Genomic DNA, 20,171 nt, shown 5'->3' with positions numbered 1-20,171 from the left:
GCGAAAGACCCGGTGCGGCACGGCGAAACGGCGTGGCGGAATCGGTTGAATGCCTTGCTGGTCATGGGTTTGCGGTCGACGCGGAGCGATCGCGGCATGGCACTGGCGGCACCGCTCAGACAGGGTCGGATCGCATGCCAGCGCACCGGATTTCGGCCATTTTTGATTCCGTTTGTGCGTGAATTCGTTGTTTTATTCCACAGTCCGTTGCAATGATTTCAGCCCGGCGCGGCCGCCCGCGCCGGGTCGCACGAATCAGCCCGCCGCGCCGTACCCGCCGCCGCCCGGCGTTTCGACCACGAATACGTCGCCCGGCGCCATCTGCGCGCGGCCGATATGGTCGAGCGCCTCGACCGTGCCGTCCGCCCGCTCGATCGTGTTGCGGCCGAGCGCGCCGGCTTCGCCGCCCGCCGCACCGAACGGCGCGTGGATCCGGTTGTTCGACAGGATCGACGCGGTCATCGGCTCGAGGAAGCGGATCCGCCGCACCGCGCCGTCGCCGCCGCGCCAGCGGCCGCCGCCGCCCGACCCGGCGCGGATCCGGTGCGAGTCGAGCCGCACCGGGTAGCGCCATTCGAGCACCTCCGGATCGGTCAGCCGCGAGTTCGTCATGTGCGTCTGCACCGCGCCGACGCCCGCGAAACCGTTGCCTGCGCCGCTGCCGCCCGCGATCGTCTCGTAGTACTGGTAGCGATCGTTGCCGAATGTGAAGTTATTCATCGTTCCCTGGCTCGACGCGACGCAGCCGAGTGCGCCGTACAGCGCGTTGGTGATCGCCGACGACGTCTCGACGTTACCCGACACGACGGCCGCCGGATACTCGGGGTTCAGCATCGAGCGGGCCGGCACGATCACCGTCAGCGGCTTCAGGCAGCCGGCGTTCAACGGGATGTCGTCGCCGACCAGCGTGCGGAACACGTACAGCACGGCGGCCATGCAGACGGCCTTCGGCGCGTTGAAGTTGTTGTCGAGCTGCGCGGACGTGCCGGTGAAATCGATCTCGGCGCGCCGCGCCGCGCGGTCGACGCGAATCGCGACGCGAATCTCCGCGCCGTTGTCGAGCGGATAGCGGTACGCGCCGTCCTGCAACGCGCCGATCACGCGCCGCACCGCTTCTTCCGCGTTGTCCTGCACGTGCCCCATGAACGCGAGCACGACGTCGCGGCCGAACTGCGCGACCATCCGGCGCAATTCGTCGACGCCCTTCTGGTTCGCGGCGATCTGCGCACGCAGGTCGGCCATGTTCTGCTCGACGTTGCGCGCCGGGTAACGGCCCGATGCGAGCAGCGCGCGCGTGTCCGCATCGCGCAGCACGCCGGCCGACACGAGCTGCCAGTTGTCGATCAGCACGCCCTCCTCGTCGATGTGCGTCGAATCGGGCGGCATCGAGCCGGGCGTCGTGCCGCCGATGTCCGCGTGGTGGCCGCGCGAGCCGACGTAGAACAGCGGCGCGTCCGAGCCGTCGGCGAATACCGGCGTGATGACCGTCACGTCCGGCAGGTGCGTGCCGCCGTGATACGGGTCGTTCAGCATGTAGACGTCGCCGTCGCGCATCCGGCCGCGGTTGCGCTCGATCACCGTGCGGATGCTCTCGCCCATCGAGCCGAGGTGCACGGGCATGTGCGGCGCGTTCGCGATCAGGTTGCCGTCGCCGTCGAAGATCGCGCACGAGAAGTCGAGCCGCTCCTTGATGTTGACCGAGTACGCGGTGTTCTGCAGCCGCAGCCCCATCTGCTCGGCGATCGACATGAACAGGTTGTTGAAGATCTCGAGCCGCACCGGATCGGCGTCGGTGCCGAGCGAGCGGCGCGTCGGCAGCGGCGTCGTGCGCGTCAGCACGAGGTTGCCCTGCGTGGTCATCTCGGCGCGCCAGCCGGGTTCGACGACGGTCGTGCCGTTCTGCTCCGCGACGATCGCCGGGCCGTCGATCGCGTCGCCGGCCAGCAGCGTGTCGCGCACGTAGAGCGCCGCGTCGTGCCACTGGCCACCGGAATGGAAGCGCACCGCGGAATCGGCGCGCGGCGCGGTGCCGTCGTCCGCCCCGCGCGGCGCGAGCGGCGCGATGTCGACCGGCGCGTCCGAGCGGCCGATCGCCTCGACCGACGCCAGTTCGGCGACGAGCGGCGTGCCGGGCATCAGGAACGCGTAGCGCTGCCGGTACGCGGCCTCGAACGCCTGCTGCATCGCGTCGACGCTGCCGGCCGGCACGTCGAGCGCCGAATCGGTGCCCTGGTAGCGCAGGTGCACGCGCCGCTCGGTCGCGATCCGCTCCGGCGCGACGCCCTGTTCGAGCAGCGCGCCGACGGCCTCGTCGGCCAGCCGGTCGAGCGCCGCGTTCAACGCGGGCAGCGATGCGTCGGACAGCACGGCCTCGACCGCGCGCTCGCGCATCGCGGTCTGGTCGGCCAGGCCCATCCCGTACGCCGACAGCACGCCCGCGAGCGGATGCGCGAACACCTGCGTCATCCCGAGCGCGTCGGCCACGCCGCACGCGTGCTGGCCGCCCGCGCCGCCGAACGTCGTCAGCACGTAGCGCGACACGTCGTGGCCGCGCTGCACCGAGATCTTCTTGATCGCGTTCGCCATGCTGCCGATCGCGATCTCCAGGAAGCCTTCGGCCAGCGCCTCGGGCGTCTCACGCCGCCCCGTCGCCGCATGGATCTCGTCGGCGAGCGCCGCGAATTTCGCGACCACGCCGTCGCGGTCGAGCGGTTCGTCCGCGTGCGGGCCGAACACGCGCGGGAAGTAATCGGGCTGGATCTTGCCGAGCATCACGTTGCAGTCGGTGACCGTCAGCGGGCCGCCGCGCCGGTACGCGGCCGGCCCCGGGTTCGCGCCTGCCGATTCGGGCCCGACGCGCAGCCGTGCGCCGTCGAAGCCGAGCACCGACCCGCCGCCGGCCGCGACCGTATGGATGCTCATCATCGGCGCGCGCATCCGCACGCCGGCCACCTGCGTCTCGAACTCGCGCTCGAACTCGCCGTTGTAGTGCGACACGTCGGTCGACGTGCCGCCCATGTCGAAGCCGATCACCTGGCCGAAGCCGGCCGCGCGCGCCGCGCGCACCATCCCGACGATGCCGCCGGCCGGCCCCGACAGGATCGCGTCCTTGCCCTGGAACGCGTCGGCGCGCGTCAGCCCGCCGCTGCTCTGCATGAACTGCAGGTTCACGCCCGGCATCTCGTGCGCGACCTGCTCGACGTAGCGGCGCAGGATCGGCGACAGGTACGCGTCGACGACGGTCGTGTCGCCGCGCGACACCATCTTCATCAGCGGCGACACCTCGTGCGACACCGACACCTGCGTGAAGCCGATGCGGCGCGCCAGCTCGGCCAGCGCGCGTTCGTGCGCGGTGTAGCGGTAGCCGTGGATCAGCACGATCGCGAGCGCCCGCACGCCGCTGTCGAACACGCGGCGCAGCGACGCTTCGGCACCCTGAACGTCGAGCGGCACGACGACGTCGCCATGCGCGCCGACGCGCTCGTCGATCTCGACGACGGTCTCGTACAGCGCGTCCGGCAGCACGATGTCGAGATCGAACAGGCGCGGCCGGTTCTGATAGGCAATGCGCAGCACGTCGCGAAAGCCCTGCGTCGTCGCGAGCGCGGTGCGTTCGCCCTTGCGTTCGAGCAGCGCGTTGGTCGCGACCGTCGTGCCCATCTTCACCATGTCGACGCGCGCGGGCGTGATCGGCTCGCCGGCCGCGAGGCCGAGCAGGTGGCGGATGCCGGCCACGGCCGCGTCGCGGTACTGCTCGGGGTTCTCCGACAGCAGCTTGTGCGTGACGAGCGTGCCGTCGGGCCGGCGCGCGACGATGTCGGTGAAGGTGCCGCCGCGGTCGATCCAGAATTGCCAGCGCGCGGCGTCGGAGGGAACGGAGGAAAGGTGTCGGTCAGTCATGATGTCGGGTCGAGGCGTCGTTGAATCGAGGGACGAGCGCCGCCGCACGGCGCGCGTCGCACGCCGTGTCACGGTCTCGATGAAAGGGGAAGCAGGACGAAGGGCGGGCCGCCCGGCCGCTTACGCGGCGTCGAGTTCGCGGCCGCGGGTCTCGGGCAGCGTCAGCGCGGCGACGATCACCACGCCGTACGCGGCGACCGCGAAGATGCCGATGCTCGTGCCGAGCCCGTACTGCTTCGACAGCGCACCGATCAGGAACGGGAACAGCGCACCGATCGCGCGGCCCACGTTGTAGCAGAAGCCCTGGCCGGAACCGCGCACGCGGGTCGGGAACAGTTCGGTGAGGAACGCGCCCATCCCCGAGAAGATGCCCGATGCGAAGAAGCCGAGCGGGAAGCCGAGCCACAGCATCGACGCGTTGGTCAGGTTCAGCGACGTGTACGCGAATGCGATCACCATCGAGCCGACCGCGAACAGGATGAAGTTCGGCTTGCGGCCGAGGCGGTCGGTCAGGTACGCGCTCGTCAGGTAGCCGACCCACGAACCGAAGATGATCATCGCGAGATAGCCGCCGGTGCCCATCACCGTGAGGTGACGCTCGGTCTTCAGGAAGGTCGGCAGCCACGTCGTGATCGCGTAGTAGCCGCCCTGCGCGCCGGTCGTCAGCAGCGCCGCGCGCAGCGTCGTCGTGATCAGCTTCGGCGCGAAGATCTCGGTCAGGCGCGGCGCGTCGGCCACCTGTGCCTGCGCGGCCTTCTCCTTCTCGTAGACGTCCGGCTCCTTCACGTAGCGGCGGATCGCGACGACCAGCAGCGCGGGCGCGAGCCCGACGAGGAACAGCGCGCGCCACGCCTGCTCGGCCGGCAGCACCGAGAACAGTAGCGCATACAGCAGCGCGCACAGCCCCCAGCCGATCGCCCAGCCCGACTGCACGAGCCCGACGGCCTTGCCGCGGTCGCGCGCGCGGATCACTTCGCCGATCAGCACCGCGCCGGCCGTCCATTCGCCGCCGAAGCCGAAGCCCATCAGCGCACGCGCCGCGAGCAGCTGGTGGTAGTTCTGCGCGAGCCCGCACAGCGCGGTGAACACCGCGAACCACAGCACCGTGAGCTGCAGCGTGCGCACGCGTCCGATCCGGTCGGACAGGATGCCGGCGATCCAGCCGCCCGCCGCCGACGCGAGCAGCGTGACCGTGCCGATGAAGCCGGCGTCCGCGAGCGAGATGCCCCACGTCGCGACGAGCGTCGGAATCACGAACGACAGCATCTGCGTATCCATCCCGTCGAGCATGTAGCCGACCTTGCAGCTCCAGAATGCGCGGCGCTCGCGCGACTGTGCGTCCGCGTACCACGAGAACAGGCCGCTGCGCGCTCGGCTCGCGGGCTCCGCGGCGGGTGCCGCGAGGGTCTTGCTTTCCATGGTGGTGCTCCTGTCGTTATGCGCGTTCGAATGGCGATCGGGCGTGCGGGGTATCGGGCTTGGGCCGTCCGTCGGCCCCTGAATTCAGAAAACGGCCAGCGATGCGTTCGTGATGTCGGTCATCAGCATGTGGCCGGGCGTATGCGCGATCGCGATCGGCAGCTTCGCGTCCATCAGCGCGGTTTGCGGCGTCACGCCGCATGCCCAGAACACCGGCAGTTCGTCGTCGCGGATCGTCACCGCGTCGCCGAATTCGGGGGCGTCCAGATCGGCGATGCCGAGCGCACGCGGGTGGCCGATATGGATCGGCGCGCCGTGCACGCCCGGGAACCGGCTCGTGATCTGCACCGCGCGGATCGCGTCGGCGCCGCGCATCGGCCGCATCGACACGACCAGCTGGCCGCCGAAGATGCCCGCGCGGCGGTTCGCGATCGACGTGCGGTACATCGGCACGTTGCGCCCCTCCTCGACGTGGCGCAAGCCGATGCCCTCGCGGGCGAGCATGTCCTCGAACGAGAACGAGCAGCCGATCGCGAACACGACGAAATCGTCGCGCCACAGCGCTTCCAGCGACTCGACGCGCTCGGTCAGGCGGCCGTCGCGGTAGACGTTGTAGCTCGGCACGTCGGTGCGGATGTCGAGATCCTCGCCGAGCGCGTCGATCCGGAACGCGCCCGGTTCGCCGACGCCGAGCAGCGGGCAGGCTTTCGGATTCGCCTGACAAAAGCGCAGGAAATCGTGCGCATACGCGTCGGGCAGGATCGCGAGGTTCGCTTGCGCGAACGGGCCGCAATGGCCGGCGGTCGGGCCGCGGAATGCGCCGCTGCGCACGGACTGGCGGAATTCGGAAGGCGTCATGAGGTTCTGTCGCGGATCGGGTTGTCGTCGGGATGACGGTGATGTGTCATCGGTTACGGCGAAGAATAGAAAGGAAAAAAATTGACCGCCAACGAGTTTTTTTGCACTTCTTGTATAGAATTTCTTAACGCACCCTCGGGTTTCCCCCGGTCCCGTTCACTTTTCCTCAGCGGCAAGCTGCGCATCGCCCCTTCGCCCGATCCGCCATGAACACGCGTTTTCTCGAAACCTTCGTCACGCTCGCGAAGCTGCGCAACTTCCGCACGACGGCGGCCGCGCTGCATGCGACGCCGGCCGCGATCTCGCAGCGCCTGAAGGCGCTCGAGGACGAACTGCAGACGGTACTCGTCGATCGCGACAGTCGCGAATTCCGGCTCACGCCGAACGGCGAGTACCTGCTCGGCTATGCGAAGGCCGTGGTCGAGGCCACGCAGGAACTGCAGGCGGCCGCTGCGGGCGAGAGCGCGCTGCGCGGCAAGCTGCGGCTCGGCGTGATCGAGACCGTCGTGCACAGCTGGCTGCCGCACTACATGCGGCGGCTCGCGGCCGACTACCCGCAGCTGGAGATCGACCTGACCGTCGACGTGAGCGTCGTGCTGCAGCGCCGGCTGATGGCCGGCGAGCTCGACCTGATCATCCGCGTGGAGGGCAGCGACGAGGCGTCGGTCGTGTGCGACGCGCTCGCGAACTACCCGGTGCGCTGGATCGCCCGCGCGGGGCTGCTGCCGAACACGCGCACGGGCCTCGCGCGGCAGGTGCTGCGCCAGCCGATCCTCACGTACGGGCGCGGCACCGCGCCCCATCGCGCGCTGGAGGACATCGTGCGCACGCTCGCGCATGCGCACGGCGTGCCGCTGTCGGACACGCGCATCACCGGCTCGCCGTCGATCTCGGTGATCGTGCAGCTGGTGCGCGACGGTTTCGGCGTCGCCGCGATTCCGGTGCTGTTCGTCGACGCGCTGATCGAGAGCGGCGAAGTGGTCGAGCTGCCGCTGCAGCCGTCGCCGCCGTCGATCGTCGTGTCGATGTCGCGACGCGCGGACGCACCGCGATTCGTGCACGGCGCGTCGATCGCCGCGCGGGCCGCGTGTCACGAGTACTGCGAGAAGAGCAAGCGGTTGCTGGTCGAAGCGCTGTGACGTTGCAGCGGCCGATGACGCGCGTTCGACATCGCCGCGGGAATCGCCCACAATCGCCTTCGGCGCGTCCGCACCATCGCGCCCTCCATCGAGAATGACGGCACGGCCGGCCGGCATTCATCGCTTCGCATGCTCCTGCACGACCAGAGGGCAACATGCCGATCCGCTCCGCCTCCACCCGCCTGAATCTCGCGCGCGCCGTGATCGTGGCGCTGTACGTCGCGTCGCTGCTGCTGCCCGTCGCGGCCGAACCGCCGAATGCCGCGGGCGCGGTGAGCTGGTGGCACGGGTACACGGTGCTCGCGCTCGGCGGGCTCGCGATCCTCGACCTGCAGTTCGCGTGGCTCGGCAATCCGCTGCTGATCGCCGCGCTGATCAGGCCGAACCGCACCGTGTCCGCGCTGCTCGCCGTGGTCGTGGTATTTGCGATCGGGTGGCACACGATCCCGACCGACGCGAACTACGAAAAGATCACCACGTTCGGCGCCGGATACTACCTGTGGATCGTGGCGATGGCGGGCGGCGCCGCGTTGCCGTGGATCGACGGGCGCCAGCGGAAGGACGGCGCGGCGGCCGTGGCGGCGGTCGCCGCCGCGCCGTCACCGGCCCGCCCGCCCGGCCGGAAAACGGGCTGGACCGTCACGGCGGCCGGCACGCGCATCGAAGCGACCGACCAGACCGGTGCAACGCGCGGGATCGCGCTGTCCGACCTCGGTGCGGTCGTGATCGAAACCAACGACCAGGGCCCGTTCGTGTCGGACGTCTGGTGGCTCCTGTTCGATACGCGCAAGCAGTTCGCGTGCGGATTTCCGCAGGATGCCGAAGGCGCGAAGGCGGCGGTCGACCGGCTGCTCGACCTGCCCGGCATCGATCACCGCAAGGTCGTCGACGCGCAGACGTCGATCCAGAACGCGACGTTCCCGATCTGGGAACGCACGGCGGGCGACCCGGCCACGCCGGGTGAAACCGGAGCGACCGCCTGAGCGGCGACGCTTACGCCGGTTGCCCCGCGTGCGGCTGCGTCAGCTTGCCGTCACCGTACTCGCGGAGCACCTTCGAAATCACGACGCGATAGCCGTCGAGCCAGCGAGCCTGCTTCGCTTTGGCTTCGAGGTGCGCGGGATGCTGCATCAACTGCTGCAGCGCCGCCTCCGATTCCCAGTAGTAGACGTTCTGGATCAACCCCGCTTCGGCGTTCTCCCACGTTTCCTCGCCGACATAGCCGGGCGTCGCGCGCGCCATGTCGGCGATCTGCCGGTCGAGCCGGTGGAATTCGTCGTCGTATCGCCCGGCACGGAAAATGAAGGTCGACGCGTACATGCACGCTCCATCGAGAACGGTTGAAAGAGCGCCAAGTGTACGGCACGCACGGCGTGCCGCGATCGTCATGCGGCGCTTACGCGGCGAGCGGGCCGGCGGTGAGCCGGTCGTCGAGCCATGCATCGATGCGCGGCGCGTCGTCACGCGTTCCGACAGCAGGCGAAGGCATCGCGGCCAGCGCGTGTCGTGCGCGTTCAAGCGCCTGCGCGAAACCGCGCAACTCCTGCGTCGCGGGCCGGTCGTCGGCACGCCGGCGGACGAGCGCCGCTTCGATGTTGGCACCGATCAATGCAAGCTGCGCGTCGATGAAGTCGGTGCACAGCGCGCGGCAATGCGCGGAAACCGCTGCGACGGCCAGCAGCACGGGCACGATCGACACGGTCAGGTAGCCGCCCGGCGCGAGCCGCGACAGCGCATGACGCACGTCCTGCCCGCCATCGCTCAACGCGGCGAACACGGCGTCGCGCCACACCGCGCGCTCGAACGCGAGCGCATCGCGATGTGCGTCGAGCGCCGCGCGATCCGCGACCTGCCCGGCCGTCACCAGCGGAATCGGGAATGCAGCGTCGACGGATGCCTGCGCGGCGCCCGCCTCGACGATGCAGTTCGCGCCCAGCCATGCCGCGTCGTCCCGCCGCGCGGCGAGCACGCGCGACTGCAACCGGTCCGGCAGCATCGGATCGAGCGGCACCGCGCTGCAGATCGACGGCTTGCTCGCCTCCACGCTGCAACGGCCGTCGTCGGCCAACGCCGCGCAACGGCCGAGCGACGGATAGTCGTAGCCCTGCAGCGTGACCGCGATCCATTCGCCGTTCACGCCGCCGATGCGATGGAACAGCCGGTCGGCCAGCGCATCGGACGCCGCGACATCATCCGCATCGAGCACGTGCTCGCGCCCGCCCGCACGCCAGCGTTCGCCGATCCGCCGCTTCGGCACGCGACGGATCGTCAGCGCGCCGACGAAGCGATGACGATGCCGTAACAGTTCGCGCAACGACAGCGCCGGCGCGCTGTTGCAGCAGCGTCCGCATGCGTGGCAGGCAAGCGAATAGGTCTCTACCACGGCCGCCGCACCGAATCCTGGTAGCGCGTGAGGATGAAGCGCGCGACGTCGTCCGAGTGATACGCGGCGACGAGCTGCGCGACCCACGGTTTCGCGCGATCGGCGTCGCGCACCGTCAGCACGTTCGCATACGGCGAGCGGGCGTCCTCGAGGCTGATGCTGTCGCGCGCGGGTTGCAGCCCGGCGCGGGCGGCGTCCTCGCTGTCGATCGCGACGAACGCGGCCGTATCGAGCGCCGCATACAGACGGTCGCGGCGCAACGCGACGAGTTTCAGCCCGAGCCGGTTGCCGGTCACGTCGCGCAGCGTCGCGTGCAGGCCGGCCTGTTCGCGCAACGTCACCAGCGTGTCGTTCTGCAGCAGCACGAGCGCGCGTGCCATCCCGCGCGAATCGGCGGGCAGCACGACCGTCGCACCCGGTCGCAGTTCGTTCAGGCTTTTCAGCTTGCGCGAATAGAACGCCATCGGCAGCGTGACGGTCGGCGCGACTTCGGTCAGCGCGTAGCGCTTGCGCGCGCGCGTCGCCGCGAGCTGCTGCGCATCCTCGCAGCTGGCCGCGTCGATCCGGCCGTCGGCAAGCGCGGCGTCGATGCGTGACGCATCGTCGAATTCGACGACGTCGACACCCAGCCCGCGCGCGGCGGCGACCCGCTTCACTTCGTCCAGGATCTGCGCATGCACGCCGCGTGTGACGCCGACGCGTACTGCCGGCGCAGCGGTGTCGGCCGCCACCGCGGCCCCCTGATGCGCGACACCCCACGCGGCCAGCAGCCATACGGCCACGCAGCGCACGAAACCCTTCGTCATGACGCGTCCCTCAGGATCGTGCGAAAGCCGATATGCGACGCCCCGAGATCGGCTTCCTGCTGTTCGCGCGACGACGCGCGATAACGCACGCAGTAATCGCGCGAGCACAGGAACGAGCCGCCCTTGATGACCATCGGCGTATCGTGCCGGCGCGTCGGCGGGGCGACGGCCGCCGTGTCGCCGTTCGTATGCGACTGGTGCGGGCCCGTGTACGCGTCCTTCGTCCATTCCCATGCGTTGCCGATCATGTCGTAGAGCCGGAACCCGTTCGCCGCGTAGCAGCCGACGGGCGCGAGCCCCGCATGCCCGTCCTCGGCCGTGTCGAGCACCGGAAACGCGCCCTGCCAGTAATTCGCGGCCGGCTTGCCCCGCGCGTCGCGCGGCGCCGCATCGAGCGATGCGTCGTCGCGGCCGGCCTTGCCCGCGTATTCCCATTCCGCTTCGGTCGGCAAGTCGCGGCCGAGCCAGCGCGCATACGCGAGCGCGTCGCGCTGCGTGACGAGCGTGACGGGCAGGTTGCCGCGCCCTTCCACGTCGCTGCCGGGCCCGCGTGGATGGCGCCACGACGCGCCCTTCACCCACGACCACCACGCGAGGTCGCGCGCATTCATCTCGTCGCGCGTCGGCACATGAAACACCGCCGCGCCGCCCTGCTGCTCGGCTTCGGTCACGTAACCGGTCGCCTGCACGAATGCGGCGAACTGCGCGATCGTCACGTCGGTCTGGTCGATCCAGAAGCCGCCGACGCGCGTGCGGCCGTCGCCGACCGGACGCTCGTCCGCATAGCCGCGCGTGCTGCCGAACACGAACGCGCCGCCGCGCAGGTGCACCATCCCGGCCTGCGGATCGTCGCGCCACTTCGCCGGCAGCCCCGAATAGCGTTCGCACTGGTGTTCCGAACCGAGCGGCGCAAGCACGCGGCCGCGATTCAGGTCGTCGAACGCGCCGCCTGCCGGCGCCGCCGAATTCGCATAGCCCACCGCGAACGCGGCGGCGAACAGCGTGGCGGCAAGCGCCGCGCCGGTCGTCCAGAAGCGGAACCGCATCGTGTCGTCCCCGCGATCAGTAGTAGCCGCGCGGACGCAGCGGCTCGACGCCGCCGACGTTGCTCATGTAGGTCTTCCACTGGTCGACGAGCGTGCTGATCACCGACGGGTTCTGCGCGGACACGTCGGTCGTCTCGCCGCGATCCGACGCGAGGTCGTACAGCTGCCAGTGACCGTCGAGCGGCCCGAGCGGCGGCTCGGTCCACAGCGCCTTCCAGCGGCCGTCGGCGCTGCGCAGGTACGCGCGGCCGTATGCTTCGTCGCCGAACGGCGCGGTGTGCACCTCGCCCGTCGCCGAGCCCGTGAGCACCGGCAGCAGCGACTGGCCCGTGACCGGGTACACGTAGCGGTTGTTGTAGATCACCTTGCCCTTGTTCTGGTCGACGCCCGTCAGCGTGTTGACGAGCGGCGGCGCCGGCTGCGACGGCGGCGTGACGCCCGCGATCGCGAGGAACGTCGCCGTGTTGTCGGTCACGTGCGTGAACGCGCGCAGCGTCGGCAGTTGCTGCGACTGGCCCGGCAGGCGCACGATCGTCGGCGTCGACACGCCACCTTCGGCCGAATAGCCCTTCGTGAGCCGGTACGGCGCCGCGCTCACTTCGGCCCAGCGCAGCCCGTACTGCAGGCGCTGTGCGTTCTGCTTGCCGTTGTCGGTGCCGAGCGCCGAATAGACCGGCTCCTGCGCGTTCGCGGTGTCGGTCGCCGTCGGGTCCGCGCCGCTGTCGATCGGCCAGCCTTCCGCGCCGTTGTCCGACTGGAACATGATGAACGTGTTGTCGTATTCGCCGATGTCCTTCAGGTGCTGGATCAGCAGGCCGATGTTGTAGTCGAGGTTCTCGACCATCCCCGCGTAGATCTCCATGTAGCGCGCCTGCGCCTTGCGCTCGGCCGGCGACAGGCTCGACCACAGCTTGTCGACCTTGCCGGGGCCGTAATCGCTGTAGCCGTCCGCGGCGGAATGCACGGCACTGATGTACTTCGCGTTCGCGGTGCCGTTGTTCGCGGTCGCGGGCGACGCGGCCGTCGTTTCGGGCAGGCCGTCGAACGGCTTGAAGTCGGCGGGAATCAGGCCGAGCGCCTTCTGCCGCGCGATCCGCGCGTTGCGGATCGCGTCGTAGCCGGCGTCGTACACGCCCGCATACTTGTGCAGCCACGGTTCGGGCACCTGCAGCGGCCAGTGCGGCGAGGTGTAGGCCGCATACGCGAAGAACGGCTTGCCGTCACGCTGGTTCGAATCGATGTACGAGATCAGCTTCTGCGTATAGAAGTCGGTCGAATAGAACACGGCCGGGCTGCCGCCCGTACCGCCCGGCTGCCCGGGCTGGCCCGGCTGCACGTAGCGACCGTCTTCCGTGTAGTTCGACGAGCCGGCCGGCTCGTGCGCGAAGTGGTTCGTCGCCGCGCCGCCGAGCAGCACGTAGCTGCGCTCGAAGCCCCACTGGTCGGGCGTCTGCCCGCTGCCCGTCGCGCTGCCGACGATCCCCGAGCCGATGTGCCACTTGCCCGCGATATACGTGTGATAGCCGGCGTCCTTCAGCAGTTGCGCGAACGACAGCGCGCGGTCGTTCAGGTAGCCCTCGTAGCCGGGCAAGCCGCGCCGCTCGTCGGTCGGCACACCCATCGTGCCTTCGCCGACGAGATGGTGATCGGTGCCGGACACCAGCATCGCGCGCGTGATCGCGCAGACGGTGCCCGTGTGATGGTTCGACAGGATGCGGCCCGACGCGACGAGCGCGTCGAGGTTCGGCGTGTTGATCTCGCCGCCGAATGCATGGATGTCGGAATAGCCGAGGTCGTCGGCCATGATGTACAGGATGTTCGGGCGTTTCGCGGCCTGCGGCGGCGTCGTGTTGGCCTGCGGCGGCGGCGAATTGCTGTCGACGCCGCCGCACGAGGCGAGCGACACCGCGCCGGCAATCGCGGCACAGACGACACGGAAACGGAAAGCATGCAACGGCGACGCGGACTTTTTCATTATTGTTGACGCTCGATCTACGGGATCGGCGATCTTAGCCGCGCGCGCGCGGCGGCCAAAGTCGGATTCGTCACATGCTAACGGGATGCAGGAATATGCGATGCGCGCCGCCCGGACATGCGGGGCCGCTACGAAGCATGAGCGCCGCGCTGCGGCACGCGCTCGCCATCGGCGTCATCGGACGCCAGCATGCCCGGAATCTCGTCCATCAGCGCGTCGACGACCACCCGCACCTTCGACGGCACGTGGCGCGATGCCGGCCGCACCGCGTACACCTCGGCACCCGACACGCTGTCGCTGTCCATCACGAGCGCGAGACGGCCGTCACGGACATACGGCGCCATCAGCCAGCACGGCAACCACGCGAGGCCCGCCCCGGCGGCGGCGGCATCGGCGATCGCCAGCAGGTCGTCCAACCTCAGGCGGCCGGACGGACGATGATCGTGCACGGCGCCGTCCGCGCCGATGACCCGCCACGGCGTCGGCTGCCCGCCGCGCGAATACGCGATGCCGACGTGCGCCGCCAGTTCGTCAAGCCCCGACGGCCGCCCGTGACGGGCGAGATACGCGGGCGATGCGCAAATGCCCATGCGCTGCACGCCCAGCTTCCGGCCGACCAGCGCGCTCGTGTCGGCCAGCACGCCGATGCGCACCGCGATGTCGAAACCGTCGTTCACGAGGTCGGCCACGCGATCGCTGAACGACATGTCGATTTCGAGCCGCGGATGACGCTCGACGAGCCGCCGCACGACGGGCGCCACGCATTGCCGGCCGAACAGCACGGGCACGCTGATCCGCACGCGCCCGGCCGGCTCGCGGCGGCCCGCGTCGAGCGCGGCTTCCGTCTCGCCGAGTTCGGCCAGCAGCCGCCGGCACTGCTCGTAATAGACGAGCCCTTCGTCGGTCAACCCGATCTGGCGGGTCGTGCGCTGCAGGAGCCGCGCGCCGAGACGCTGTTCGAGCCGCGCGACGATCTTCGCGACGGCCGAGCGCGTCATGCCCAGGCGCAGCGCCGCCGCCGCGAAGCTGCCCGACTCCACGACGTCGACGAATTCGGCAACGCCCCTCAACCGCTCATCCATGCAAGTCCGCTCCGGTGGAATGACTGGTTTGTGTCCGTACTGGCAACAATCATTGGCCAAATTCTCGTCAATGCGTCCCCCAGCGCAACACTATGATAGTCCGGACTATCTCTGAACAGGAGCGAACATGCATGCATGGCAAATCAAACCGGGCGACGGCATTGCCGGGCTCCGGCGCATCGACGCGACGCAGCGCCCGGTCGGGGCGACCGACGTCGTCGTGAAGATCCACTCGGCCTCGCTGAACTATCGCGACCTGATGTTCGCGCGCGGCGACTATCTCGGCATCGGCACGGAAGCACTGATCCCGGTCGCGGACGGCGCCGGCGAAGTCGTCGAAATCGGCCGAGACGTCACGCGGTTCAAGCCGGGCGATCGCGTGATCAACACGTATTTCCCGCGCTGGATCGACGGGCCGGTCACGCCGCAGAAAGTCTCCGGATCGGCCGGTTCCCATTTCGACGGCGTGCTCGCCGAACGTTTCGTGTCCGACGAAGCCGCGCTGGTCGCCATCCCGCCTCATCTCGACTACGACGAAGCCGCGACGCTGTCGTGCGCGGGCATCACCGCGTGGAACGCATTGTTCGTCGACGGCGGACTGGCGCCGGGCGCGACCGTCGCGCTGCTCGGCACGGGCGGCGTGTCGATCATCGCGCTGCAGCTCGCGCATGCGGCCGGGCTGCGCACGATCGTGACCTCGTCGAGCGACGCGAAACTCGAACGCGCCCGCGCACTCGGTGCGGACGCAACGATCAACTATCGCGCCACGCCCGAGTGGCAACACGAGGTGCTGCGGCTCACCGACGGCGCGGGCGCGGATCTGGTCGTCGAAGTCGGCGGCCGCGATACGCTGCCGCGCTCGGTGGCGGCGGCGAAGATGGGCGGCATCGTGTCGGTGATCGGCGGCCTCAGCAGCTTCGGCGGGCCCGAACTCGGGCTGCTGTCGCTGATCGGCGGCGTCCGGCGACTGCACGGGTTCATGGTCGGCAGCCGCGCGATGCTCGACGACGTCGTGCGGCTCGTCGATGCGAAGCGCATCAAGCCGGTGGTCGATCGCGTGTTCGGCTTCGACGAAGCGCCGCAGGCGTATGCGTACCTGCAGTCGGGGCAGCATTTCGGGAAAGTCGTGATCCGCGTCGCGTCGTAAGCAACGCAGGCGGCGGGCGGCCGCCTGCGTTCCCGCCCGTTCCGTCAGAACTTGTGACGGATCCCCGCATGCACCATCAACTGTTTTCCGCTCGACGACAGATCGGCCGCGCCGGGGATATACGCATGATCCAGCGACGAACCGGTTGCATCGCCGGCAACCCGCTGGTACGCGCCCGTCAGGTACACGTCCGTGCGTTTCGACAGGCTGTAGTCGGCCATCAGCCCGAACGAATGGATTTTCGGTTTCGCGGTGCCGGTGGTCGCGTCGTAGCGGACCGTCGTGTACACGTATTGCGCGCCGACGAACAACGCCGGCGTGAACTGGTACTTGCCGTTGATCTCGAAGTTCTGATACTTGATCGACGTCACCGTGCCGCCCGCGAGCGGCCCGGTCGACGGCTCGATCGTCTCGTCGCCGAACAGGTAGCCGACGTTCGCGGTCGGCCGAGTGACGTTGCTGTTCGTGTATGCGAATCCGATCGTCGCGGGCCCTGCCGTGTAGTTGACGCCCGCGCCGAAGATCCGCAGCCGCGCCGACACGAAGTTCGCATCCGCGCCGACCGCCCCGGAGCCCGCGATCGCGCCACCCGACGTCGCGCCCGGGTTGTCCGCGTTCAGGAAGGCCGCGCCGACGAGCAACCCGCCCTGCTCGTACTGCGCGCCGACGCTCCACTGCCTGTTGTTCGCGAAGCCCGGGTCGTTGCTGAAGCTGTACGTGCCGCCGAACGAGAAGCCGGAGAAGTCCGGGCTCGCATACTTCACGGTGTTGTTCGTGCGGAACGTGTTGCCGGTGTTGTCGTTGTCGAGCGGATGCGAGAACGGATAAACGCCCCAACTGCCGTTCGCGGTCGTCGGCGCGAGATAGTCGACGACCGAGTCGTACTGCCGGCCGAGCGTCAGCGTGCCGAAACGCGTGCTGCCGAGCCCGACGTAGGCCTGGCGCCCGAACAGGCGGCCGCCCTGCGCCAGCGTGCCGCTGTTCACGTTGAAGCCGTTCTCGATCTGGAACAGCGCGCTGTGGCCGCCGCCCAGATCCTCCGTCCCCTTCATCCCCCAGCGGCTGCCCTGCGCGAAGCCGCTCGCCATCTGCCACGCGCCATGGCCGCCGACGTTGTTCGTATAGTCGATGCCTGCATCGACGAGGCCATACAGCGTCACGCTGCCTTGCGCAAATGCGGGCGCCGCGCACAGCGCCGGCGGCGGGACAACAATCGATCTCCAGTTCATTCGCCATCCTTATTGATATTTTTAGAATACGTCCTTTCGGTACGCCGCTGCTTACTTCGCGCCGTAGATGTCGAAGTCGAAATACTTCCGGTTGATCTTCCCGTACGTGCCGTTCGCGAGAATCGTCGCGAGTGCGCGATTGAACGCGTCGCGCAGGTCGTTGTCCTGCTTGCGCAATCCGAGGCCGTCGCCCTGCCCGAAGTACTTCACGTCGTCGATCGGCGCGCCGGCGAACATGAAATCCTTGCCCTGCGGCTTTTTCAGAAACCCGTCGCTGGCCGCGATCGACGCCTGGAACGCCGCGTCGAGCCGCCCGGTTACCAGGTCGGCATACACCTGGTCCTGGTTCGGGTACGACACGACCTGCACGCCCGCGGGCTGCCAGTTCGCGACCGCATAGTCGGCCTGCGCGGAACCCTGCTCGACGCCGACGCGCTTGCCCTTCAGCGATTCGGCCGTCGGCAGCAGCGGCGAGCCCTTGCGCGCGATCAGCCGCGCCGGCGCGTTCGAGATGCGGTTCGTGAACGCGATCTGCTGCATCCGCTTCGGCGTGATCGTCATCGACGACGCGATCACGTCGAACTTGCGCGCGAGCAGCCCCGGAATCATCCCGTCGAAGCTCGACTCGACCCACACGCAGCGCGCATGCAGTTCCGCGCACAACGCGTTCGTGATGTCGATCCCGAAGCCGGTCAGCGTGCCGTCCGGCAGCTTGTATTCGAGCGGCGGGTAGGTCGGATCGACCGCGAGCCGAATCTCCCTGCCCGTCCAGTCGCCGGCATGCGCCGCGCCTGCCGCCAGCGCGACCGTGAGTACCGCCATCCACTGTTTCATTGCCTGTCTCCTTGTGTGAATCGTGAATCGAAATCGTGCGGCCGCGTCATCCGAGATATCGCTCGGCGAGTGCGATCCAGTAGCTCGCGCCCGTCGCGAGGCAGGCATCGTTGAAGTCGTAGCCCGGGTGATGCAGCCCGCATCCGGACGCCCCGTCGCCATTGCCGATCGACAGGTAGCTGCCGGCGCATTCCTCCAGCATGAATGCGAAATCCTCGCTCGCCGCGATCGGCCGCAGATGCGGAATCAGCGCCGCATCGCCGCCCCATTCGCGCGCCACCTCGCGCGCGAAGGCCGTCTGCGCCGCGTGATTGACGAGCACCGGATAGTCGTGCCGGTAGTCGATCTCGGCCGTCGCGCCATAGCTCGCGGCCTGTCCGTGCACGATCTCGCGGATGCGCCGCTCCAGCAGCGCACGTACGTCCGGCGACAACGCACGCACGCTGAGCGTCAGGTCCGCGTGGGACGGAATCACGTTCGATGCGGTTCCCGCATGGATCGAGCCGGCCGAAACGATCGCCAGCTCCTGCGGATTCACGTTGCGCGACACGACCGTCTGCAACGCCATCACGATCGACGCGCACACGACCACCGGGTCGATCGTCGTATGCGGCGCGGCGCCGTGCCCGCCGCGCCCGATCACGCGCACGCGCACCTCGTCGGCCGACGCCATCGCCGGGCCGTCGCAGAAACCGAGCACACCGACCGGCAAGCCTGGCACGTTGTGCATCGCGAACACGGCGTCGCACGGAAATCGTACGAACAGTCCGTCGTCGATCATCCGCTTCGCGCCGCCGAGCCCTTCCTCGGCCGGCTGGAAAATCAGGTTCAGCGTGCCGGCGAAGCGCGCCCGCCCGGCAAGACAGCGGGCCGCCGCGAGCAGCATCGCCGTATGGCCGTCGTGGCCGCACGCGTGCATCACGCCGTCATGCCGGCTCGCATGCGGCAGCCCGGTCGTTTCGCGGATCGGCAGCGCATCCATGTCCGCGCGCAACCCGAGCCGTTTCCCGGGGCCGCGCGTCAGCGTGCCGACCACGCCGGTGCCGCCGAGCCCGCGCGTGACCTGATAACCCCATGTTGTCAGGCAATCGGCGACGATGGCGCTCGTCGCATGCTCGTCGAAGCCGAGCTCCGGATGCGCATGCAGCCTGCGCCGCAGCGCGATCATCTCCGCCTCGATCGCCGATATTTCCGGATGGATATGGTTCCGTTCCAACCCCGATTCCCCCTGACACGTTCCGGTTGCCGATCGCCCGAATGATCGATCGTGACCGGATCGTATGCAGCGAAAATCCAGGCGAACAGCCGCGGTTTCGTTATGATGACAACCTTTCGTTGTCGGGTATCGCGTCATGAGCACCATCAAGCTGCATCAGTTGCAGGCACTCGTCGCGAGCGCGGAGGCCGGCAGCATCCGTGGTGCGGCACGCGCGCTCGGGCTGTCGCAAGCGGCCGTCACGCGTGCGCTGCGCGAGCTGGAAGCGAGCGAGCGCCTGCCGCTGCTCGTGCGTGCGCCGGAAGGCATCGGCTTCACCGACTACGGGAAAACGCTGCTCACGCATGCGAAGCTCGTGCTGAAGCAGCTCGAGCATGCGCGGAGCGATCTCGAGCGCATGCGCGGCCGCGTCGAGGGCCGGCTGAGCGTTGGCGTCACACCGTGGCTCACGGTGACGTTCCTCGCGGAAACGGTACTGCGTTTTCGCGAGCGGATGCCCGACGTGCGACTCGAACTCTACGAAGCGCTGATGGCCGTTGCGCAGCCGCTGTTGCGCGACGGCAGCATGGACTTCGCGCTCGGACACGTGCAGCCGGGCGGCACGCAGGAATTCGCGTTCGAGCCAATGTTGCGCTACGACACGGCGGTCATGGTGCGCGCCGGCCATCCGCGCGAACGCGCACGGTCGATCCACGATCTGCTCGACCACGACTGGGTGCTGAATTTTGCGGCCGACGGGCAGGCCGCGCTCGTCGACTACCTGTTCACGCGCCACGGCGCGCGGATCGACGAGCGGCGCATCGTGCGCGCGCAGTCGGTCGCGATGCTGCAGACGATGCTCGAACAGGCCGACATGTGCACGTGGTGCCCGACGATCCTCGCGGCGGTACCACCGTTCGGCGGACGGATGCGGCCGTTGACGCTGACGGAGACGTTCGAGCCGCGCGACCTCGGGATCGTCACGCGCCGCAGCAGCACGCTGAGCGATGCCGCACGCTGCTTCATCGAATGCCTGCTGTACGTGATCCGCCGGCACGCGCGCTCGGCGCGCAAGGAGGATCTCGCGCTGTTCAGGACGGTATCGCTGCTGATCTGACGGCGTGCGCCGTCGCGGCAGACCCCGCGACCTGCCGCGGC

General features: G+C 69.0%; 16 protein-coding genes. 4 read left to right on the top strand and 12 right to left on the bottom strand.

Annotated features, from left to right (window positions below; genetic code table 11):
- Window positions 1-255: 255 nt before the first annotated feature.
- From AC1VVG_RS22435 to AC1VVG_RS22425, 3 genes are all read right to left on the bottom strand, one after another.
- Window positions 256-3,900 carry a hydantoinase B/oxoprolinase family protein gene (locus AC1VVG_RS22435; protein WP_482836313.1) on the bottom strand — a complete coding sequence of 1,215 codons (3,645 nt, stop codon included), beginning with the start codon at window positions 3,898-3,900 and terminating at the stop codon, window positions 256-258.
- A 120-nt stretch (window positions 3,901-4,020) separates the two neighbouring features.
- A complete protein-coding gene (locus AC1VVG_RS22430; protein ID WP_034188368.1) occupies window positions 4,021-5,319 on the bottom strand; it encodes an MFS transporter in 1,299 nt (432 codons plus the stop codon).
- Window positions 5,320-5,403: 84 nt separating this feature from the next.
- Window positions 5,404-6,177 carry a putative hydro-lyase gene (locus tag AC1VVG_RS22425; protein ID WP_034188369.1) on the bottom strand — a complete coding sequence of 258 codons (774 nt, stop codon included), beginning with the start codon at window positions 6,175-6,177 and terminating at the stop codon, window positions 5,404-5,406.
- A gap of 206 nt (window positions 6,178-6,383) precedes the next feature.
- Here AC1VVG_RS22425 and AC1VVG_RS22420 point away from each other — a divergent pair, with 206 nt between their 5' ends.
- Both AC1VVG_RS22420 and AC1VVG_RS22415 read left to right on the top strand, forming a co-directional pair.
- The gene (locus tag AC1VVG_RS22420) at window positions 6,384-7,316 is read left to right on the top strand and encodes a LysR family transcriptional regulator (RefSeq protein WP_175028512.1); all 933 of its coding nucleotides are present in this window, start codon (window positions 6,384-6,386) and stop codon (window positions 7,314-7,316) included.
- A 155-nt stretch (window positions 7,317-7,471) separates the two neighbouring features.
- Window positions 7,472-8,299 carry a hypothetical protein gene (locus tag AC1VVG_RS22415; protein ID WP_069245825.1) on the top strand — a complete coding sequence of 276 codons (828 nt, stop codon included), beginning with the start codon at window positions 7,472-7,474 and terminating at the stop codon, window positions 8,297-8,299.
- A gap of 10 nt (window positions 8,300-8,309) precedes the next feature.
- Here AC1VVG_RS22415 and AC1VVG_RS22410 read toward each other — a convergent pair whose 3' ends face one another.
- The 6 genes from AC1VVG_RS22410 to AC1VVG_RS22385 all read right to left on the bottom strand — a co-directional run bounded on the left by AC1VVG_RS22410 (window position 8,310) and on the right by AC1VVG_RS22385 (window position 14,608).
- Complete coding sequence (locus AC1VVG_RS22410; RefSeq protein WP_034188371.1) at window positions 8,310-8,636, bottom strand: antibiotic biosynthesis monooxygenase family protein; 327 nt, start codon at window positions 8,634-8,636, stop codon at window positions 8,310-8,312.
- A gap of 76 nt (window positions 8,637-8,712) precedes the next feature.
- Window positions 8,713-9,699, bottom strand: a complete 987-nt coding sequence (locus tag AC1VVG_RS22405; protein WP_482836312.1) for a flagellin N-methylase — start codon at window positions 9,697-9,699, stop codon at window positions 8,713-8,715.
- Window positions 9,693-10,505, bottom strand: coding sequence for a MetQ/NlpA family lipoprotein (locus AC1VVG_RS22400; RefSeq protein WP_482836310.1), 813 nt, complete (start codon window positions 10,503-10,505; stop codon window positions 9,693-9,695). Before AC1VVG_RS22400 ends, AC1VVG_RS22405 begins: the two co-directional genes overlap by 7 nt.
- A complete protein-coding gene (locus tag AC1VVG_RS22395; RefSeq protein WP_069704482.1) occupies window positions 10,502-11,551 on the bottom strand; it encodes a formylglycine-generating enzyme family protein in 1,050 nt (349 codons plus the stop codon). The genes AC1VVG_RS22400 and AC1VVG_RS22395 overlap by 4 nt, the downstream gene beginning before the upstream one ends.
- A 16-nt stretch (window positions 11,552-11,567) precedes the next feature.
- Window positions 11,568-13,526, bottom strand: a complete 1,959-nt coding sequence (locus AC1VVG_RS22390; protein WP_049031087.1) for an arylsulfatase — start codon at window positions 13,524-13,526, stop codon at window positions 11,568-11,570.
- 128 nt (window positions 13,527-13,654) lie between these two features.
- The gene (locus AC1VVG_RS22385) at window positions 13,655-14,608 is read right to left on the bottom strand and encodes a LysR family transcriptional regulator (protein WP_482836308.1); all 954 of its coding nucleotides are present in this window, start codon (window positions 14,606-14,608) and stop codon (window positions 13,655-13,657) included.
- 127 nt (window positions 14,609-14,735) lie between these two features.
- Between AC1VVG_RS22385 and AC1VVG_RS22380 the strand changes: the two genes are divergently transcribed.
- Window positions 14,736-15,755 carry a zinc-dependent alcohol dehydrogenase family protein gene (locus tag AC1VVG_RS22380; RefSeq protein WP_482836306.1) on the top strand — a complete coding sequence of 340 codons (1,020 nt, stop codon included), beginning with the start codon at window positions 14,736-14,738 and terminating at the stop codon, window positions 15,753-15,755.
- Window positions 15,756-15,799: 44 nt separating this feature from the next.
- Here the strand turns inward: AC1VVG_RS22380 and AC1VVG_RS22375 are convergent, their stop codons facing one another.
- The 3 genes from AC1VVG_RS22375 to AC1VVG_RS22365 are packed head-to-tail and all read right to left on the bottom strand — an operon-like array spanning window position 15,800 to window position 18,986.
- Window positions 15,800-16,984, bottom strand: a complete 1,185-nt coding sequence (locus AC1VVG_RS22375) for a porin (protein ID WP_482836304.1) — start codon at window positions 16,982-16,984, stop codon at window positions 15,800-15,802.
- Window positions 16,985-17,035: 51 nt separating this feature from the next.
- Window positions 17,036-17,818 (bottom strand): ABC transporter substrate-binding protein, encoded by a 783-nt coding sequence (locus tag AC1VVG_RS22370; protein WP_059559723.1) that lies wholly within the window; start codon window positions 17,816-17,818, stop codon window positions 17,036-17,038.
- Window positions 17,819-17,864: 46 nt separating this feature from the next.
- Window positions 17,865-18,986 carry a M20 aminoacylase family protein gene (locus tag AC1VVG_RS22365; protein WP_059560078.1) on the bottom strand — a complete coding sequence of 374 codons (1,122 nt, stop codon included), beginning with the start codon at window positions 18,984-18,986 and terminating at the stop codon, window positions 17,865-17,867.
- Window positions 18,987-19,170: 184 nt separating this feature from the next.
- On the opposite strand from AC1VVG_RS22365, the gene AC1VVG_RS22360 reads away from it, so the two are divergent.
- Entirely contained in the window at window positions 19,171-20,130 is a 960-nt protein-coding gene (locus AC1VVG_RS22360; RefSeq protein ID WP_069704478.1) for a LysR substrate-binding domain-containing protein, read from the top strand.
- Window positions 20,131-20,171 lie beyond the last annotated feature (41 nt).

This window comes from Burkholderia sp. L-4 (genome assembly GCF_056856535.1).
Note: the sequence above shows the minus strand (reverse complement) of the source record. Positions and strands in the feature narration are given on the sequence as shown.

Excerpts from the sequence above, each read along its gene's own strand:
- AC1VVG_RS22435 (WP_482836313.1), bottom strand. The coding sequence starts at position 3,900 with ATGACTGACCGACACCTTTCCTCCGTTCCCTCCGACGCCGCGCGCTGG.
- AC1VVG_RS22425 (WP_034188369.1), bottom strand. The coding sequence starts at position 6,177 with ATGACGCCTTCCGAATTCCGCCAGTCCGTGCGCAGCGGCGCATTCCGC.
- AC1VVG_RS22415 (WP_069245825.1), top strand. The coding sequence starts at position 7,472 with ATGCCGATCCGCTCCGCCTCCACCCGCCTGAATCTCGCGCGCGCCGTG.
- AC1VVG_RS22360 (WP_069704478.1), top strand. The coding sequence starts at position 19,171 with ATGAGCACCATCAAGCTGCATCAGTTGCAGGCACTCGTCGCGAGCGCG.
- AC1VVG_RS22395 (WP_069704482.1), bottom strand. The coding sequence starts at position 11,551 with ATGCGGTTCCGCTTCTGGACGACCGGCGCGGCGCTTGCCGCCACGCTG.
- AC1VVG_RS22410 (WP_034188371.1), bottom strand. The coding sequence starts at position 8,636 with ATGTACGCGTCGACCTTCATTTTCCGTGCCGGGCGATACGACGACGAA.
- AC1VVG_RS22380 (WP_482836306.1), top strand. The coding sequence starts at position 14,736 with ATGCATGCATGGCAAATCAAACCGGGCGACGGCATTGCCGGGCTCCGG.
- AC1VVG_RS22365 (WP_059560078.1), bottom strand. The coding sequence starts at position 18,986 with ATGATCGCGCTGCGGCGCAGGCTGCATGCGCATCCGGAGCTCGGCTTC.
- AC1VVG_RS22375 (WP_482836304.1), bottom strand. The coding sequence starts at position 16,984 with ATGAACTGGAGATCGATTGTTGTCCCGCCGCCGGCGCTGTGCGCGGCG.
- AC1VVG_RS22400 (WP_482836310.1), bottom strand. The coding sequence starts at position 10,505 with ATGACGAAGGGTTTCGTGCGCTGCGTGGCCGTATGGCTGCTGGCCGCG.
- AC1VVG_RS22390 (WP_049031087.1), bottom strand. The coding sequence starts at position 13,526 with ATGAAAAAGTCCGCGTCGCCGTTGCATGCTTTCCGTTTCCGTGTCGTC.
- AC1VVG_RS22430 (WP_034188368.1), bottom strand. The coding sequence starts at position 5,319 with ATGGAAAGCAAGACCCTCGCGGCACCCGCCGCGGAGCCCGCGAGCCGA.
- AC1VVG_RS22370 (WP_059559723.1), bottom strand. The coding sequence starts at position 17,818 with ATGAAACAGTGGATGGCGGTACTCACGGTCGCGCTGGCGGCAGGCGCG.
- AC1VVG_RS22420 (WP_175028512.1), top strand. The coding sequence starts at position 6,384 with ATGAACACGCGTTTTCTCGAAACCTTCGTCACGCTCGCGAAGCTGCGC.
- AC1VVG_RS22385 (WP_482836308.1), bottom strand. The coding sequence starts at position 14,608 with ATGGATGAGCGGTTGAGGGGCGTTGCCGAATTCGTCGACGTCGTGGAG.